Source organism: Flavobacterium sp. (assembly GCF_035292545.1).
Taxonomy (GTDB): Bacteria; Bacteroidota; Bacteroidia; order Flavobacteriales; family Flavobacteriaceae; genus Flavobacterium.
In genome coordinates this window covers 46,827-61,758 of record NZ_DATDPV010000009.1, presented here as the reverse complement: position 1 = coordinate 61,758, position 14,932 = coordinate 46,827, and the positions used below count along the sequence as shown (strand labels likewise).

The window sequence follows — 14,932 nt, the reverse complement described above, 5'->3', positions numbered from 1 at the left end:
TGTTTTTTGTTGAAACTATTTTAATTGGCCCATATCAATTGTAACATCTAAGCCTTCAGCAATTCCGGTTCCCAATCGAGAATCGACTCTAAACCAATGTCCTAATTGGCGGTTGATAATCTCCATTTTCTTAGGACCACCGATACCTGACATGTTATAGACTATATTATGAATGGTTTTATCTTGTTCTTCTGGCGACATGATTTGAAATAATTTTCCAGGTTGAGAATAATGATCGTTTTCGCCTTCACAATTTCTATCATACCAATCGGCATTAGGACTGTTGATTGGCAAAGGCGGTTCTTTATAAGCCTCATCAACTTCTATTTCATCAAAACTATTTGGAAAATAATTAGGTTTTTCACCGCCATTACCATCTACACGCATTTGACCGTCTCTTTGGTAATTATTGGTTGCAAATGGACAACGGTTCACTGGAATTTGTTCGTAATTTGTGCCTAAACGATAACGCTGTGCGTCAGGGTATGATAACAAACGACCTTGCAACATTTTATCTGGCGAATAACCAATTCCATCCACAATATGTGCCGGAGCAAATGCTACTTGCTCAATATCCTGAAAATAATTGTGCGGATTCTGATTTAACTCTAAAACGCCTACATCAATCATCGGGAAATCGCCATGCGGCCAAACTTTGGTCAAATCAAAGGGATTAAAGTAATAGTCTTGCGCATTTGCTTCCTCTTCTGACATAACCTGGATTTGTAAATTCCATTTTGGAAAGTTTTCTGCCTCGATATTTTCGAATAAATCCCTTTGAGAAAAATCCATATCAAATGCTTTCATTTCGGCCGCTTCTTCATTGGTGAAATTCTTGATCCCTTGGGCGGTTTTAAAATGAAATTTAACATAAAAACGTTCATTATTTTTATTGATCATCGAATACGTATGGCTTCCAAAACCATGCATGTGCCGATAACCATAAGGCGTTCCCCTATCGGACATCAGAATCAAAACCTGATGCAGACTTTCGGGATTGAGTGACCAAAAATCCCACATCATCGTTGGCGATTTCATATTGGTGTGGGGATCCCGCTTTTGGGTATGAATAAAATCTCCAAACTTTTTGGGATCCTTCACAAAGAAAACCGGTGTATTATTGCCGACTAAATCCCAATTTCCATCTTCGGTATAAAATTTCATGGCAAAACCTCTTGGATCCCTTTCGGTGTCTGCAGAACCTCTTTCTCCTCCAACCGTTGAAAATCGCATTAGTGCTTTGGTTTCTTTTCCTATTTCAGAAAATATTTTGGCTTTCGTATATTTCGTTATATCATGGGTAACAGTAAAAGTTCCGAATGCCCCTGATCCTTTGGCATGCACCACTCTTTCGGGAATTCGTTCTCTGTTAAAATGCGCCATTTTTTCGTGAAGAATATAATCTTGTAGTAATATAGGACCTCTTGGACCAACAGTTTGAGAATTTTCGTTTTCCGCATAAGGTCTTCCCGAGGCTGTAGTCAATTTTTTGTGTATTTCCATAGTCGTAAATTTTATATAATATCATAGGTAGACAGATCTTGATTATAGTCAAAACCGATTGTTTTATGTTTTAATAGTTTATAGCTATTAGAAAGTGGTATGGTGTTTGCGTATCTTTGGGGAAATAAATATAAAGTTATGAAAAAAATTCTTTTGTTTTTAATTGCCTTTTCATTATTTGGATGTGCTGAATTACAACAAGTTGTATCGCAATTTCCTCAAACAGGCGGAGTTATAGGAAACATGGACATTTCCAACGGTTTAAAGGAAGCTTTGAACAATGGAATATCCAAACAAGTTTCGAAGTTGACAGCAACTGATGGTTTCTTCAAAAATCAAGCGGTTAAAATTTTACTTCCACCCGAATTACAAAAAGTAGATAAAACGTTAAGAAGCATCGGAATGAGCAGCTTGGCAGACGAAGGTTTAAAAGTATTGAACCGTGCTGCAGAAGATGGCGTAAAAGAGGCGACTCCTATATTTGTTGACGCTGTAAGAAATATGACTTTTACTGATGCAAAAAATATTTTGATGGGAAATGAAAGTTCTGCAACCACCTATTTACAAAACTCGACTTCTAATGCTTTGTATGGAAAATTCAGTCCTGTGATTCAAACATCATTGAGCAAAGTGGGTGCTGATAAAGTTTGGGCGAATATCATAACAAAATACAATTCAATTCCTTTAGTGACGAAAGTAAATCCTGATTTAAAAGATTACGTTACGCAAGAAGCGATGAAAGGTGTTTTTAAAATGGTAGCTGTTGAAGAAAAACAAATCAGAACCAGTTTAAGCGCAAGAACTTCTGATTTATTGAAAAGAGTTTTTGCCATGCAAGACAAGGTATAATTCGTTTTTTTAAAACGAAAAAATTAAACCTAAAAATTTAATAATCAATAACATATAAATAACATACTCTTAACATAGAAGTCTGAATTTTATTCAGACATTTGCAAAGTAATAAAGGGTTTTTATTATTTTGGTTAGAGTTAGTTAAAAAATGCCAGTACTTTCGAGTGCTGGCTTTTTTTTATTTGGTAGTATTGATAAACGAAATTACCGCCTGATTAAAAGTATTGGGCTGCTCGACATTTACCACATGACCGCATTGTTCAATGACAAATAATTGGGATGATTTATAATGCTTTTCGACTACTTTTCGCACTGAAGGCAAAAACATATAATCTTCTTCTCCCATTACATATAAAGTAGGAATGTTTAATTCGACCTGACGGAACCATTTTAGAATGGGATTGATTTCGGCCGTAAGTTTAAACCATCTGATGAATTCTTTTTGGTATAATTTCTTCGCCTCATTAATAAACAGCAACCTGGATTGTTTGTGGTTTTTATTGGGCATGATCACAAAAGCAAAAAACTTGTATAACACCAAATAAGGCAGTACATACTTAAACATATTTCCCAACTTCATCAAGATTTGAGATCGAAAATTCATTTTCAGGATTGCGCCGCCCAATATCATACTTTGCACTCTTTTAGGATGCATTTCAGCCAATTGACGAATCAGAATCGTACCAAGAGAAATACCCACAAAATGGGATTTTTCTATTTTTAAATAATCTAAAACTTCCAGAATATCATTGGCCAAAGCTGAGAAAGTATATTTCTGTTTGAAAGCCTTTTTGATTTGCTGATTGGAGTTTCCATGACCTCGCAAATCCAATAACAATACATTGTAGTGTTTTTGAAAATCACGAATTTGCCTGAACCAAATAGACGAACTTCCGCCTGCTCCATGGACAAAAGTCACCCATTGGCTGCTCGTTTCATTTTCGTAAATGGTATAATTAATCACAGGTTTAGTTTTGGTAAAAGTAGTTTTTTATTTTTAAAAAGCATGGAATTAAGAAATATGAGAATCTAAAAACTATTCCAAATATTTATTCGATGTTTTTATGCAGCATTTTAAAATACCCAAAAGCTTTTAAAATTCTACTTCCGTACCAGGAAAACATTTCGCCATCAACAAAAACGGTTTTCGCATGATTTGTAAATCGTCCAATTTCGAGAGCATGTTCTTCTTTAAAAGGAAAAGGTTCCGAGGATAATAAAACCAAATCGGGATTGCCATCCGACAGCATTTTTTCTAATTCGATTTCGGGATATCTTCCTTTAGTATCATAAATATTCTCAAAGTGATTCAGTTTCAGCATTTCATTGATAAAATTATCGGAACCGGCAACCATATAAGGATTGGCCCAAATAAAATAAGCTGCTTTTTTAAACGGTTTATCTTTGATAAAAATTAGAAAATCCTGATAGGCAAAATTAATTTTATCGATCCATTTTTGGGCTTCGATTCTGCAATTTAATAACTGTCCAAAATCGGAAATCATTTGCAGATTGTCTTCAAAAGTGATGATATTGGTGACCCAAACCGGACAAATTTTGGATAATTCTTCAACTATTTCCTTTGTGTTTTCTTCTTTATTGGCAATGATTAAATCGGGTTGCAGTAATCTGATTTTCTCAAAATGCACTTTTTTGGTTCCGCCAATTACTTTTTTGGTGGATTTGAAATGATAAGGATGCACGCAGAATTTTGTTATTCCAACAATCTTGGCTTCCTGACCTAAATCATATAGCAATTCGGTTTGGGAAGGAACCAACGAAATAATCCTTTTGGGTGCAGTTTCAAAAGAATGGGAAATTCCGAGTTGATCAATTAAAGTTTTCATGATTTTTGTTTAAAGTTTAAAATGTTTAAAGTTGCTCAACCTGAAACTTCAAACAAATATTAACTTAAAATAGCTGCCATTTCCTGTTGCATTTTCAACGCTTCTTCTCTTGCTTTTTCGGCAAAATCTGTTCCGTTGGATGCATAAATTATTCCACGTGATGAATTAATCAACAATCCCACATTTTCATTCATTCCATATTTACAAACTTCAGAAAGGCTTCCGCCTTGTGCTCCTACTCCTGGAACTAATAGAAAACTATCGGGAACTATTTTACGGATTTCGGTGAAATATTCGGCTTTGGTTGCTCCTACTACATACATTAGGTTTTGGCTATTTTTCCACGTCTTGGAAGTTTCCAATACTTGTTTGTAGAGTTCTTTTCCATCTACATTCAAGGTTTGAAAATCGAATGCACCTTCGTTGGAAGTTAAGGCTAACATAATGGTATGTTTATTTTCGAAAGCAAGAAAAGGTTCTACACTGTCTTTTCCCATGTAAGGAGCAACAGTCACACTATCAAAGTTTAAATCTTCGAAGAAAGCTTTCGCATACATGGAAGAGGTGTTTCCGATATCGCCACGTTTTGCATCGGCAATGGTGAAGATTTCGGGATGGTTTTCGTTGATGTAACTGATGGTTTTTTGTAAAGACATCCAGCCTTTGATTCCGTATGCTTCGTAAAAAGCGGTATTGGGTTTATAGGAAACCGTTAAATCGTGTGTGGTATCAATTATCGCTTTATTGAATTCGAAGATGGGGTCTTCGAGTTCCAATAAATGTTTTGGGATTTTATTTAAATCGACATCGAGACCGATGCAGAGAAATGATTTTTTTTGTTGAATTTGTTGGTGTAGTTGTTGTGTTGTCATTTTTTTTATCAGGCTCTGAGGTTATAAGACACAAAGGTACAAAGAGTTTAGAAGTTTGTATAATTGTTTTTCAAACAGTATTTTGGTATTATGAGTACAATCTTTAAACACTCATAAAAATTTAAATGATTTGTCTTTTAGCCCCGATAGAAGGGAAAATCCTTTTGTGTCGCTTCTTTAGCGGGACAAAAGATTGGAATGATAGCGGGAATAGGATTGATAAACATTCCTGAAATTTCGCTTCCAATCATAAAAAAAGCCTCAATAAATGAGGCTTATGTTTTTAGAAAGTTTCGCTGGCTTCTTTCAATTTCTCCATATTGTTTACCAATTGAAGTTCATCGACAAGTTTTTGAATTTTACCATTCATAACTCCGTCCATATCAAAAATATCCATACCAATTCTATGATCGGTTACACGACCTTGCGCATAATTATAGGTTCTAATTTTTGCAGAACGGTCTCCAGAGCTAACTTGAGAAGTACGTTTTGTAGCATCTTCGGCCTGCTTTTTAGCTAATTCTTGTTCGTATAAACGGGAACGCAAAACGCCAAATGCTTTGTCTTTATTTTTGTGCTGCGATTTTTGATCCTGACATTGCGCCACCAATCCGGTTGGAATGTGCGTTAAACGAACGGCAGATTTCGTTGTATTTACCGATTGTCCACCCGGTCCTGACGAACAGAAAAAGTCGACACGAACGTCGTTCATATCAATTTGTACGTCGAATTCTTCAGCTTCTGGCAATACCATAACGGTTGCTGCGGATGTATGCACACGACCTTGGGTTTCGGTTTGAGGGACACGCTGCACGCGGTGAACGCCTGCCTCGAACTTCAAAGTTCCGTAAACATCTTCGCCGGTAACTTCAAAAATAACCTCTTTGAAACCACCTGAAGTTCCTTCACTCACATCTACAACTGAAGTTCTCCAACCACGATTTTCACAATATTTAGTGTACATCCTGAACAAATCCCCGGCAAAGATACTGGCTTCATCTCCCCCAGTTCCGGCACGAATTTCGACCATCACGTTTTTGGCATCTTCTGCATCTTTTGGAATCAGCATGAATTTGATTTCATCTTCCAATTCCGGCAATCTTTCTTTGGCTTCGTCCAATTGCATTTTGGCCATTTCGGTCATATCTGCATCACTTCCATCGGCTATTATCTCGTTGGCTTCGTCAATATTTGCTAACAAAACCATGTACTCATCGCGTTTTTCAACCAGAGCTTTTATGCTTTTATATTCCTGATTCAGTAAGACATAGCGCTTTTGATCCATGATAACATCGGGCTGAATAATCAAATCCGAAATCTCATCGTAACGCTGTTTTACATATTGAAGTTTATCTAACATATTCTTATTCCTTTATTTGGAGTGCAAATTTACGAAAAAAATACTTTGTTTTTTATTAAAATTATGTGAAGGTATTTTGGAGTTTCTTCGAGTGCTTTATAAACAAAACTGAATGTTATAGTCTGAATTATAAAAAAAGTCCATTCTCTAAATTATTGAATTTCAGTTTTATAAAAAACGCTTTAAATTATTATTCATATTTAATCTAAATAAGTTTTGCGAAATCAAAATTGGATTATATATTTGCATCGTTATTTTTAATTATTCCAAATAAACAATCATGAAAAGTCGAATTACAATATTATTTATTTTATTATTTACCACATTGTATATAAATGCTCAGGAAAACGGTATCGTGGAGGGCAAAATAGTTTCCTCTGACGGATTTCCGCTTTCAGGAATATCGATTAAGTTAGGAAAAGCTTCAAACGTAAATAAAACCAATAATAATGGGGAATTTAGTTTCTTCAATTTTCCAATAGGAAATCACATCATTACTTTAGAGGGAGAAGGTTTAAAAAAACAATCGAAAGAAATAAAAGTTTTAGCCAATGAAACTACCTATGTAGAATTTAAATTAGTAGAAAATATTGAAGCCCTGCAGGAAATAGTCATTGTAATAAAAGACAGTCCCAACAAAAAAAGAGAAACTGTTTTATCCGGTTTGGAAATAAGACCTTTAGACTTACCACAAAGCGTACAAATAATTGGTCATCAAGTAATTGAACAACAACAAACTATTCGATTAAGTGATGTCGTAAAGAATGTAAATGGTGTTTATGTTGGTTCCGCACGTGGTGGAGCACAAGAATCCTTTTGGTCCAGAGGATATGATATGTCGGCGAATAATATGTTTAAAAATGGCTTTCGCTTAAATGGTGGTTCTATGCCTGAAGTTGCTACTTTAGAAAAAATAGAGGTTTTGAAAGGGAGTTCCGCGTTATTGTTTGGAAATGTTGCGCCAGGAGGAATCCTGAATATGGTAACCAAAACACCATCGTTTAAAAAAGGAGGAGAAATAAACATGCAAATAGGAAGTTACTCTTTTTACAAACCTTCAATAGACATTTATGGTCCTTTGAATGATATTATTGCATACCGATTTGTTGGTACTTATGAAAACTCAGAAAGCTTTCGAGATAATGTAACTAAAGAACGTTTTTATGTGAATCCCTCTGTACTTTTCAAAGCGAGTGATAAAACAGAAATTGTATTGCAAGGAGATTATTTAAAAGATAATTGGACACCTGATTTTGGAACCGGAGCCATTGGCAGAGCAGTTGCAGAGGTGCCACGTAATACCTATTTAGGCGCAAATTGGTCAAATGGACTTACTAAACAAGCCTCAGTTTCCGGATTAGTAAAACATAAATTCAATACTAATTGGAAATTAAATTTCAATACCTCTTTTCAAAATTACAATCGTACTTCTGAAGGAACGGAGCGTATTCAACCAGCAGCAAACGGGGACTGGAACAGACCTTTAGGAAAGAACAAAGCGCTTGAACAAATGACAAGCGAGCAGATTAATCTACAAGGAAACTTTGTTACCGGAAAAATAAAACACCAACTGTTTACAGGTATCGATGCTGACAATTCATTTTCACAAGCCTATACATATAAGTTCAATGAGGTAGATGAAAACGGTGATCCTTTATATCCAAACGGAATTTATGATACTATCAATATTTTTGATTTGGATCTCTATCCGCAAAATACCGAAATCCCTGAGGCAACTGCTACTAAAATAGTAAAAACAACCACTAACCGTTTTGGAATATATGCACAGGATTTAATTTCAGTAACAGAAAAATTTAAAGTTCTGGCAGGATTGCGTTGGTCTTGGCAAGAAGCAGAAGCAGTTACTTACATAGCGACAGCGGACCCAACGAAACGTAAAGATGTTGCCTTTTCTCCAAAATTAGGTTTAGTATATCAGCCAACAAAAAGCATGTCTTTGTTTACCAGCTACGCTAACTCTTTTACACCCAACTCAGGAATAACAATTAATAATGAACCTCTTGAAGCTTCAATTATTGACCAATATGAAATTGGAGTTAAGAAAGATTTCTGGAAAGGAATGATCAGCACTAACATCACACTTTATCAGATTGTTAACAGTAATTTATCTCAAACAGCAGAGTTCAATGCTGATGGTACAATTAATACCAATACCAACGTAAAAACTTTAAGCGGAGAAACGACAAGTAAAGGGGTGGAAATTGACATCAATGCAAAACCAATTGAAGGCTTAAGTATCATGGCCGGTTATAGCTACAACAACATGCGTTATACTAAAACTTCAGGATTAAACGGAAGTTTTATAGAAGGTGATCGTTTGGTAAGAACCCCGGAAAATACAGCAAATTTTAGCTTATTTTACACTTTACCTTCAGGCTCATTAAAAGGTTTATCTTTTGGAACAATGGCAAATTATATTGGAGAAAGATTGGCTGGTTGGAATAATACAAATGGGCAAACCATTCCAGACAGAACAATACCTTTGGATGCTTACACCACTATTGATCTTTCTGCAGGATATACTTGGAAACAATTTTCAATCTTATGTAAATTATCAAATGTTACCAATGAATTGAATTACACGGTTCATGAAAATTATAGTGTGAATCCAATTGCGCCAAGACAAGTAATGGCATCCCTAAAATATAAATTCTAAAAATGAAACCCATTAAAGCAAGAAATCTGCACCGTGACTTAGGCTATTTTTATATCGGATTAATTATCTCCTTTGCCTTTTCAGGAATTCTGATGAATCATAGAGAAGATTGGCATCCTGAAAAATACACCATTGAAACTAAAGCAATTGAAGTAAAACTTCCAGCTGAAGATAAAATCAACGAAAAATTCGCAGAAGATTTAGGCAAACAATTGGGTATTGACGATAAATTTCGTCGTCATAATTTGAAGAAAGGAACCTTTAAAATTTCTTTTGAAAAACACGATGTGGAAATTGACATGAAAACCGGAAAAGGTGAAATCGTGGCTTTCAATAAAACCCCATTCATCAGCCAGACCATGAAGTTGCATAAAAACACGTCTAATTGGTGGATCTATTATTCTGACATTTTTGGAATATCATTAATTACAATTGCCATAACCGGGGCTATTATGATTCCGGCAGGAAAGTTCACTTTTAAACGCAGAGGTTGGAAACTGGCTATTGCCGGATTAGTTTTTCCTTTATTGATTTTGTTTTTGTTGGGTTAAAATTCTTATTTTTGTTAGTTATAAAAACGCATCCACTTCACAGGGTTGCGTTTTTTTATTTCAAATTACATGGAATAATTCCTGAACATATAAATCCAAATCATCCTCGACAATCTAATATTCAAACAACTCATAAGAATTATAACTGCTCCAATTATGGGAATAATTCTGGGTTCGAAAGTTTCATCAAAAAAAAGACTTGCAATAGAATACGTCAGAATTCCTTCGGCTACCGTCAAGCCATAATTTACAAACATGGCTCCAAAAAAATAGCCGGGTTCTTTTTCAAATTTAAAATGGCAGTGACCGCAATTTTCATTCATTTTTGGAAATCCGATGCTAAAAAAGAAACTTTTATCCCTAAAAACTTTACCTTTATAACAATTCGGGCATTCATTTTTTAAAATATGATAGATACTGCTTAACATGATTTATTTTTTCACAAAGATAAAAGGTTTAAATTTGAAGAGTATTTTCTAAATTCGCCAATACTAACACAAAAAAGACATTTTGTAAACTGTGAAAAAAAATCCCGTATACGAAATCCAGCATTTTAAGCATCATTCACACCAAAATGAATTGTATGTCAATACGTTTAAAAGCCATCTCAAAGAACATAGTTTTATTGAAGAACCGCATCGGCACAATTTTTATGTCTTAGTATTGTTTACCAAGGGAACCGGAGTTCATGAAATTGATTTTGACACCTTTGAAATTAACGCCGGAAGTCTTTTCATAATACAACCCGGACAAATCCATAATTGGGAACTGTCAACTGATATTGAAGGTTATATTATTTTCTACTCTCAGGAAATTTACAATCTCTATTTCGGAAGTAAAAAAATTGAAGATTATCCTTTTTATCAGTCTGTTAAAAATAAACCCGAGATTCAATTGAATGAAATAGAGCTCCATCAAATCAAATCCTATTTCGATTTAATGATAGCAGAAAATCAGGGCAATAATCTCAAAAAAGAAGATAAATTATTGAATCTACTGGACATCATTCATATTGAGATTTCAAGAAAATATCTTTCCGAAAATGACCATGCGATTCCTACTTACAATTACAAAATAAAACAGTTTGAAAAGTTCTTGGAGCAACATTACAAATTGGAAAAATCACCGTCATTTTATGCTACCAAAATGAATATCACGCTCAAACATCTCAACCGGATTTGCAAAAATATCCTGAACGAAACCGCTACCGAAATGATTACCAAAAGAATCATTCTGGAAGCCAAAAGAATGCTAATCGACAAAAACAAAACGGTAAGTGAAATAGCCGATGAGTTGGGTTATATCAACTATTCCTATTTTGCCAAACTATTCAAAAAGTATAGTGGGCTTACTCCTACTGAGTTTCGAAGTAATTTAAAATAGACCCTAAATTTACCTTAATTAATTATCTTTATAAAAACTATTAACTTTACCATTTATGAAAAAAACAATTCCTTTATTATATACAGTTGCTTTGACCACAGCTTTTATTTCTTGCCAGAAAAAAGAAAACACAGAAACCAATACACAGGAACCGACTCCAAAAACTTTTGTCCTAATAGAAAAAGCCAGTTGGCTCATTGGAGAATGGGGAAATACTTCTAAAGAAGGCGTTTTAACCGAAACTTGGATGAAAGAAAATGACAGTACTTTTCATGGGAAAACGTATTTTATCACTGGAAAAGATACTGCTTTTACAGAATCTATCCAATTGATGCAAAAGAACGGACAATTGCTCTATATTCCTACCGTTAGTGACCAAAATGAAGGGAAGTCTGTTTCTTTCATATTAACAACCTCCACTGAGAATCAATTGGTTTTTGAGAACAAAGAACATGATTTTCCTCAAAAAATAACTTACAATAAGATTTCCACTGATAGTATCGTTGCTGAAATTTATGGAATTAAAGACGAAATAGAAAGCAAGGAAACTTATCCGATGAAGAAAAAGTAATTTTTTCAAAAAAAAACCTCGTTTATCGCTAAACGAGGTTTTTTTATATCAAAATTATAAATTTCTATTTCTTTACCGGAATATTTTTCAAGATTTCCAATACAAAGTTCCAGAATTTTTGAGAAGAGGAAATACTCGCTCTTTCGTCTGGAGAGTGCGCTCCGTGAATGGTTGGACCAAAAGAAATCATATCCATATCCGGATAATTTGTCCCTAGGATTCCACATTCTAAACCAGCGTGACAAGCCACAACTTTTGGTTTTTCTCCATTTTGTTTCTCATAAACAGAAACTAAAATATCTAAAATTTCCGACTTTACATTTGGTGTCCAACCAGGATAGGAACCTGAAAGGGTTACTTCGCAGCCGCTTAATTCAAAAGCCGAACGCAAGGCATTCGCCAAATCCATTTTAGACGTTTCCACTGAAGAACGTGTCAGACATCCAACAGATATTTCACCATCTTTGATGATTACACGAGCCACATTATTAGACGTTTCGACTAAATCTTCCATGTCAGCACTCATGCGATACACGCCGTTATGTGCTGTATAAATCGAACGAATAATCCCTTCCTGAACGCCTAAATCCATTACTTTTTTCGGCAAATCGCATTTCACGATTTCGATAGTCAGGTTAGGTTCGGTAGTTTTATATTCAGTTTTGATATCGTTGATGATTTCCTGCATATCAAAAATATAGGCCTCATCAAACATTTCCGCAATAATCACGGTTGCCACACTTTCTCTCGGAATAGCGTTACGTAAACTTCCTCCATTGATTTCCGCCACTTGCAAACCGAAGTTCTCAAATCCGTCAAACAACAAACGGTTCATGATTTTATTGGCATTCCCTAATCCTTTGTGGATATCCATTCCTGAATGGCCACCTTTTAATCCTTTTACGGTAATCCTATGTCCAACGGAACCTTCGGGAACTTCTTCTTCATTGTAGCTTCTTGTAGCAGTTACATCGATTCCACCTGCACAACCGATATCTATTTCATCGTCTTCTTCCGTGTCCATATTCAAAAGGATTTCTCCTTTCAGAATACCGCCTTTTAGGTTTAGAGCACCAGTCATACCTGTTTCTTCGTCAATAGTAAATAATGCTTCAATGACAGGATGTGCAATGTCTTTTGACTCTAAAATAGCCATCATCATAGCAACTCCAAGTCCGTTATCGGCGCCAAGTGTTGTACCTCTGGCACGAACCCAATCCCCATCAACATACATATCAATTCCTTGTTTATCGAAATCGAAATTGGTATCAGCATTTTTTTGGTGTACCATATCCAAATGACCTTGCAAAACAATTGCTTTGCGGTTTTCCATTCCCGGAGTAGCTGGTTTACGGATGATTACATTACGGATATCGTCTTCAAAAGTTTCAAGTCCTAAATTGTTTCCGAAGTTTTTCATAAATTCAATGACACGATCTTCCTTTTTTGAAGGACGAGGTACTGCATTTAAATCGGCAAATTTGTTCCAAAGTGGCTTTGGTTCAAGGTTTCTTATTTCCTGGCTCATATTTTTTTGTTATGTTTTAACAAAGGTACATTTTTATGAAAAATAAATGACTTAAATTTGTTACTTTACTATTCCATAAATAAAAAATGAAACGGAAATTTATTCTTCCAATTTTACTCCTGCTTCAAATTATTGTTCTGAAAATCATTTCGTTTTTTCCAGAATCAGTGGAACAATTTTATAGTAATGGTTTGTATGTCTGGATTTCCAAATTATCGAGAATCACCTTTGGTTTTATTACCTTTTCTATCGGAGACGTTATTTATTTTATAGTCATCTTTCTTATTTTGAAATGGCTTTGGAAAACCTTCAATTTGCAAAAATCATCAGGACTCTCTTGGAAAACTGAATGGAAATCGAATGTATTACGAATTTTAAGTTTTGCCTCGGTATTCTATTTTTTGTTTCATTTGCTTTGGGCGATGAATTATCACCGCGTTCCTTTATTCGAAAAAATGAATATTGAAAGGGAATATTCTGATGCTGATTTATTAAATTTTACCAAAAAATTAATCATAAAAACGAATGCTGTTCACCATCAGATTGAAAAAAACGACAGTTTAAAAATTGTGTTTCCTTACACACAAGAGCAGGTTTTTGAAATGAATTTAAAAGGGTATCAATCCCTGTCCAAACAATATCCTTTCTTTGAATATGAAAACTCAAGCATTAAAAAATCATTGATTAGCTTGCCTTTGACCTATATGGGATTTGGCGGTTATCTGAATCCGTTTACCAATGAAGCGCAGGTAAATTATATGGGACCGATGTATAATTTTCCAATGACTACGTGCCACGAGATGGCGCACCAGTTGGGCTATGCCTCCGAGAGTGAAGCGAATTTTATTGGTTTTTTAGCTTCCATCAAAAATGAGGATTTGTACTTTCAATATTCGGGTTACAGTCAGGCATTACGGTATTGTTTGCGCAATTGGCAAATTCGTGATGAAAAGGTTTTGGACGAATTACTAAAAACTGTTCATCCAGGAATATTAGCCAATTATAAAGAAAGCAAGGATTTCTGGAAACAATATGAAACTTTTATTGAAACGGGCTTCAAGATATTTTATGACAATTTCCTGAAATTCAACCAGCAGAAAGACGGATTGGAAAGTTATAGTAAGTTTGTGGATTTGATGGTGAATTATTATAAGGAGAGGGAATTGTAAATAATTAAGAAAGTGGCTGCATACACCAAATAAAAACTCCTAGAAATCTCAAAATTTTTAGGAGTTTTTATTTGGTAAACACTTTTAATTTAAATTTAGTATTTACTTAATTTCGGTTACAATTACTGTAAAAGGCGTTGTGCCCGTATTTGTTGTTTTGTGTGTTACGGCATCTGACCAACCCGCTTGACCCGCTTTTAATTCAACAATAGTAGCATCCTTTCCTTTTACTTCTGATTTCATTTTTACATTGGTTACTGCATAAACTGAGTACGATGGATGAGAGTGCCAATCAGCAACAGCTCCCGGAGCAAATGTCACTTCCGACACATTAACCTTACTATTGTCGGTCAAAACTTTGATGGTAACTCCAGGCCATTCTTCCTTTGTCTCTTGTGCATTTACGGATTGTGCGTTTACAAAAAACGTAAACGAAACCACTGATAGCAACATCAGAATTGAATTTTTCATTTTGTTTAAATTTAAATTTCGCCTACTCTATATGGTTTTCGGCTTCCCATTAACTTTTAATAAAATCAAATGTTTGTAGGCTATTTAAATTCGTTTAATCGCTAAATGATATCACAAAGCGTCCTTCTTTGGGAGTTAAAGGAAATGT

At 34.8% G+C, this 14,932-nt stretch carries 14 protein-coding genes; 6 read left to right on the top strand and 8 right to left on the bottom strand.

The window, feature by feature from the left end:
- Positions 1-15: 15 nt before the first annotated feature.
- On the bottom strand, positions 16-1,503 hold the full coding sequence (locus VI621_RS01395) for a catalase (RefSeq protein ID WP_324216604.1): 1,488 nt from the start codon (positions 1,501-1,503) through the stop codon (positions 16-18).
- A 138-nt stretch (positions 1,504-1,641) separates the two neighbouring features.
- On the opposite strand from VI621_RS01395, the gene VI621_RS01390 reads away from it, so the two are divergent.
- Positions 1,642-2,352, top strand: a complete 711-nt coding sequence (locus VI621_RS01390) for a DUF4197 domain-containing protein (RefSeq protein WP_324216603.1) — start codon at positions 1,642-1,644, stop codon at positions 2,350-2,352.
- Positions 2,353-2,533: 181 nt separating this feature from the next.
- Here VI621_RS01390 and VI621_RS01385 read toward each other — a convergent pair whose 3' ends face one another.
- From VI621_RS01385 to prfA, 4 genes are all read right to left on the bottom strand, one after another.
- Positions 2,534-3,319, bottom strand: a complete 786-nt coding sequence (locus VI621_RS01385) for an alpha/beta hydrolase (protein ID WP_324216602.1) — start codon at positions 3,317-3,319, stop codon at positions 2,534-2,536.
- Between the two features lie 85 nt (positions 3,320-3,404).
- Positions 3,405-4,202 (bottom strand): helical backbone metal receptor, encoded by a 798-nt coding sequence (locus VI621_RS01380; RefSeq protein ID WP_324216601.1) that lies wholly within the window; start codon positions 4,200-4,202, stop codon positions 3,405-3,407.
- A gap of 59 nt (positions 4,203-4,261) precedes the next feature.
- On the bottom strand, positions 4,262-5,074 hold the full coding sequence (pyrF, locus tag VI621_RS01375; RefSeq protein WP_324216600.1) for an orotidine-5'-phosphate decarboxylase: 813 nt from the start codon (positions 5,072-5,074) through the stop codon (positions 4,262-4,264).
- A gap of 283 nt (positions 5,075-5,357) precedes the next feature.
- Positions 5,358-6,434, bottom strand: coding sequence for a peptide chain release factor 1 (gene prfA, locus VI621_RS01370; protein WP_324216599.1), 1,077 nt, complete (start codon positions 6,432-6,434; stop codon positions 5,358-5,360).
- A 280-nt stretch (positions 6,435-6,714) separates the two neighbouring features.
- On the opposite strand from prfA, the gene VI621_RS01365 reads away from it, so the two are divergent.
- Together VI621_RS01365 and VI621_RS01360 are read left to right on the top strand one after the other, a co-directional pair.
- Entirely contained in the window at positions 6,715-9,111 is a 2,397-nt protein-coding gene (locus VI621_RS01365; protein WP_324216598.1) for a TonB-dependent siderophore receptor, read from the top strand.
- Between the two features lie 2 nt (positions 9,112-9,113).
- Positions 9,114-9,662 carry a PepSY-associated TM helix domain-containing protein gene (locus VI621_RS01360; protein ID WP_324216597.1) on the top strand — a complete coding sequence of 183 codons (549 nt, stop codon included), beginning with the start codon at positions 9,114-9,116 and terminating at the stop codon, positions 9,660-9,662.
- Positions 9,663-9,727: 65 nt separating this feature from the next.
- Here the strand turns inward: VI621_RS01360 and VI621_RS01355 are convergent, their stop codons facing one another.
- Entirely contained in the window at positions 9,728-9,985 is a 258-nt protein-coding gene (locus VI621_RS01355) for a DUF983 domain-containing protein (RefSeq protein ID WP_324216596.1), read from the bottom strand.
- A 196-nt stretch (positions 9,986-10,181) separates the two neighbouring features.
- On the opposite strand from VI621_RS01355, the gene VI621_RS01350 reads away from it, so the two are divergent.
- Together VI621_RS01350 and VI621_RS01345 are read left to right on the top strand one after the other, a co-directional pair.
- Positions 10,182-11,045, top strand: a complete 864-nt coding sequence (locus VI621_RS01350; RefSeq protein ID WP_324216595.1) for an AraC family transcriptional regulator — start codon at positions 10,182-10,184, stop codon at positions 11,043-11,045.
- A gap of 55 nt (positions 11,046-11,100) precedes the next feature.
- Positions 11,101-11,616: a DUF6265 family protein gene (locus VI621_RS01345; RefSeq protein ID WP_324216594.1), complete on the top strand. Its 516-nt coding sequence runs from the start codon at positions 11,101-11,103 to the stop codon at positions 11,614-11,616.
- Between the two features lie 64 nt (positions 11,617-11,680).
- On the opposite strand, the gene VI621_RS01340 is transcribed toward VI621_RS01345, so the two are convergent.
- The gene (locus tag VI621_RS01340; protein ID WP_324216593.1) at positions 11,681-13,144 is read right to left on the bottom strand and encodes an aminoacyl-histidine dipeptidase; all 1,464 of its coding nucleotides are present in this window, start codon (positions 13,142-13,144) and stop codon (positions 11,681-11,683) included.
- Between the two features lie 86 nt (positions 13,145-13,230).
- Here VI621_RS01340 and VI621_RS01335 point away from each other — a divergent pair, with 86 nt between their 5' ends.
- Positions 13,231-14,313, top strand: a complete 1,083-nt coding sequence (locus tag VI621_RS01335) for a DUF3810 domain-containing protein (RefSeq protein ID WP_324216592.1) — start codon at positions 13,231-13,233, stop codon at positions 14,311-14,313.
- A 102-nt stretch (positions 14,314-14,415) separates the two neighbouring features.
- On the opposite strand, the gene VI621_RS01330 is transcribed toward VI621_RS01335, so the two are convergent.
- Entirely contained in the window at positions 14,416-14,784 is a 369-nt protein-coding gene (locus tag VI621_RS01330) for a hypothetical protein (RefSeq protein ID WP_324216591.1), read from the bottom strand.
- Positions 14,785-14,932: the final 148 nt, after the last annotated feature.

What these genes read in the sequence shown, in the direction of transcription:
- VI621_RS01395 (WP_324216604.1), bottom strand. Translation starts at nt 1,503, where the DNA reads ATGGAAATACACAAAAAATTGACTACAGCCTCGGGAAGACCTTATGCG.
- VI621_RS01390 (WP_324216603.1), top strand. Translation starts at nt 1,642, where the DNA reads ATGAAAAAAATTCTTTTGTTTTTAATTGCCTTTTCATTATTTGGATGT.
- VI621_RS01380 (WP_324216601.1), bottom strand. Translation starts at nt 4,202, where the DNA reads ATGAAAACTTTAATTGATCAACTCGGAATTTCCCATTCTTTTGAAACT.
- pyrF (WP_324216600.1), bottom strand. Translation starts at nt 5,074, where the DNA reads ATGACAACACAACAACTACACCAACAAATTCAACAAAAAAAATCATTT.
- prfA (WP_324216599.1), bottom strand. Translation starts at nt 6,434, where the DNA reads ATGTTAGATAAACTTCAATATGTAAAACAGCGTTACGATGAGATTTCG.
- VI621_RS01365 (WP_324216598.1), top strand. Translation starts at nt 6,715, where the DNA reads ATGAAAAGTCGAATTACAATATTATTTATTTTATTATTTACCACATTG.
- VI621_RS01360 (WP_324216597.1), top strand. Translation starts at nt 9,114, where the DNA reads ATGAAACCCATTAAAGCAAGAAATCTGCACCGTGACTTAGGCTATTTT.
- VI621_RS01355 (WP_324216596.1), bottom strand. Translation starts at nt 9,985, where the DNA reads ATGAATGAAAATTGCGGTCACTGCCATTTTAAATTTGAAAAAGAACCC.
- VI621_RS01345 (WP_324216594.1), top strand. Translation starts at nt 11,101, where the DNA reads ATGAAAAAAACAATTCCTTTATTATATACAGTTGCTTTGACCACAGCT.
- VI621_RS01340 (WP_324216593.1), bottom strand. Translation starts at nt 13,144, where the DNA reads ATGAGCCAGGAAATAAGAAACCTTGAACCAAAGCCACTTTGGAACAAA.
- VI621_RS01335 (WP_324216592.1), top strand. Translation starts at nt 13,231, where the DNA reads ATGAAACGGAAATTTATTCTTCCAATTTTACTCCTGCTTCAAATTATT.
- VI621_RS01330 (WP_324216591.1), bottom strand. Translation starts at nt 14,784, where the DNA reads ATGAAAAATTCAATTCTGATGTTGCTATCAGTGGTTTCGTTTACGTTT.